Below are 2,628 nucleotides of genomic sequence, written 5' to 3'. Positions count from 1 at the left end.
TTGTTTCACCCAATGGGTGAAACAAAGAAAACTTCTAGAAACCTTGATCTATCAGGGGTTCTGGAAGTTTTTTTAGTCATCTATGAATAATTCGGGTTACTGGATTCATAATCCATAGCTTTAGTTTATCATATTATAGTTTTGCAGGAAGTCTATTCCAGAATTTGAAACTAACCAAATGTAACTTTCTCGGGTATTTTTTTATCAATTATAAAAATATATATTCTTTGTCAAGTTTAGTGTTTTTGTATAATTTTATGGTATACTTAACTTGTATCATTAGAATTAGGAGGATACTATGTATTTTAATAGGAAAGGTGTAAAACAAACCAACTGGCGTATGGTCAAAAAAGGGAAACATTTCTTATTTGGCTGCTCACTTGTGCTAGCTCTAGGGGCTAACTCTATGGTAGGTGCAGATGAGGTTACAGTTGGGGAGGAGCCTGATACGGATTCTTCAGTAGTCGCGACTACCGATCAAGATGATACGGATAGGACCGATGAAGTGGAAACAAGGACTTATCAAGCTCCATTAACAAACCAAGTTATGGTCCAAGATTCCTCTAATAAACTTGAGGGAGAGGAGCCTCAAGCTGAGGAAAAGAAAGTAGAAGTATCTGATGAGGAGATTGAAGAGACTCAACCAATTGCTTCGGAAGATACAAGGCCCCCAAAAAAATCTGTAGAATCCTTGACTTCTGTGCAGTCACTCAATCAAAGTGAATCAGTTGCTGTAGCTAACAAGACAGTTATCAGTAGCCCGATACTAGAAACTGTTATTGAACCTACTACTGTGTCTACAGAAGCAGTAGAGACAGCTTCTAAAGATTCCCTAATGGATTCTTTGCCAACTATTGAAGCAAAACAGGCGAATCCAGTTATTGAGACTAAAGATCTACTCGAAAACACAGCTACTGCTCTCTCCAATATGGAGAATATGAACCACTCATTTGAAGCGGCTTATACAGTTTCTCGCTTCCGTTCGGCTGTTCGAGCAGCTAGTCTCGGTGCTGATCAGAATACCCCGCCATTTGATATTTCGGAGGCGATTTATTCTCCGGGTAAAGACATGCAAGATAAAGGCTATCAAGGTAAAGCTTGGCTCTACCGTGATGGGACACTGGATGGAACTAACAGCAATTCTAAGATGCTGTCTGATGTCAAAGTTTATATTCAGTGGGTTAATGGTAAGGGATTTGTTTCACCAGTCTATTACACGAAGACTAATCCAGATGGTAGTTTTGTGATTGATTTGTCAAAACCAATCGTTGATGCTTCTGGGACATCACATAGCTTCCAGCTGGCTGGAGATACGAAATTTGCGGTTCGTACATGGGTTGAAAATCCTGATCCAGCTAAATATAATATTATTCAGCATGGTGATAAAACCTACGGATTCCACACGAGGACCAATCGTAAGAATGAATCATGGGATTTCACGGCTGGGGTTAATAGAATTGTAAATTCGCATGTTATCCTCCAGGAAAAACCGTTCACAGAATCTTGGCTAGTGAAACCACAAGCAGAGTGGAGTAGTGCTCCAAGTAGTAGCGGTGAGTGGCCAGAAAAAGGGAACTATGGAACTCTTCGTGGTACGGTTTGGTATGAAAATGGAGATGCTCCGGGGACTTTAGCCAATCAATGGATCAACGGTGGAGTACTTCCACAAGCCAAGGGAGATCAAAGCGCGACAGGCGTAAGAGTTGTTGCTTCTTATGTCAATGATGAAGTCGCTCGTTTATTTGACTCTTGGAAAAATACACATAAGAACTATACATTAGAAGAGTTTGCGGCAGCTCAGAAAAAAATCGTTACTGATTATCAAGCGGCCAATGGAGTTGGTTCACATATTGCTGAAAGTGTAGTGGGTGTTGTGAAGCCAGATGGCTCTTACTACATTCCATTTAAGGGATTGTATGGTGTATCTCGTACTCAGCAAAATGCAGGTTTACGTATTTCTTGGAAAGTATCAGATGCAGAGTATGGAAAAGTTGTTTCTGATAAAGATGCAGATAATAGTGCATTGATGAAGTGGAATGGGACAATCGGGCAAAAACATCGCCATATCAATAGTGATTATGTCTACGCTGCTCCAGTTACTGATGATTATGCTGTTTGGTCAAATAACTACCAAACAAATATGTTCCAAAGTACTGCGGATACCTTAACCAAGGCTTTAGAATCCGATAATAATGACTGGCAAAATTTTGCTCTCCTCGCACACCAACCAAATCATGATGTCTTAGTTTATGATACAACAGATAATAAGGCAGCGCCTGGTACAACCGTTGAATCAACGACATCTGGTTTAATGCCAAATCGGGAATATCAAATTCAGTGGTTTAAAAATGGCGAGCCAATTGGTTCACCAACAAGTATTACAGCGGATGGTGAAGGTCGAGCGAAATCTGTACCGATTACGGTAGAACCAAACTTAAGTGCTCCAGCTATCTATACTTCAGGTGTCTTTTTCAAAGATGTACCGACTTCGGATATTTCAGCCGCTCTTGCTTTAGATTCATTTGTGGCAGATGTTGCTAAAAAAGCAGACACGCTTGACCCTGCCTATGAAGATAAGAATGTCGTTCCAGGAACCCCTGCAACCTCAACACCGGCCTTGACTGACAA

1 pseudogene is annotated in these 2,628 nt (G+C 40.6%); it reads left to right on the top strand.

What is annotated here, in order from left to right:
* Positions 1-298: 298 nt before the first annotated feature.
* Positions 299-2,628: pseudogene (locus E5983_RS08895) on the top strand (Rib/alpha-like domain-containing protein); the annotation flags it as partial.

It is taken from the genome of Streptococcus danieliae (genome assembly GCF_009767945.1).
GTDB classification, from domain to species: domain Bacteria; phylum Bacillota; class Bacilli; order Lactobacillales; family Streptococcaceae; genus Streptococcus; species Streptococcus danieliae.
Note: the sequence above shows the minus strand (reverse complement) of the source record. Positions and strands in the feature narration are given on the sequence as shown.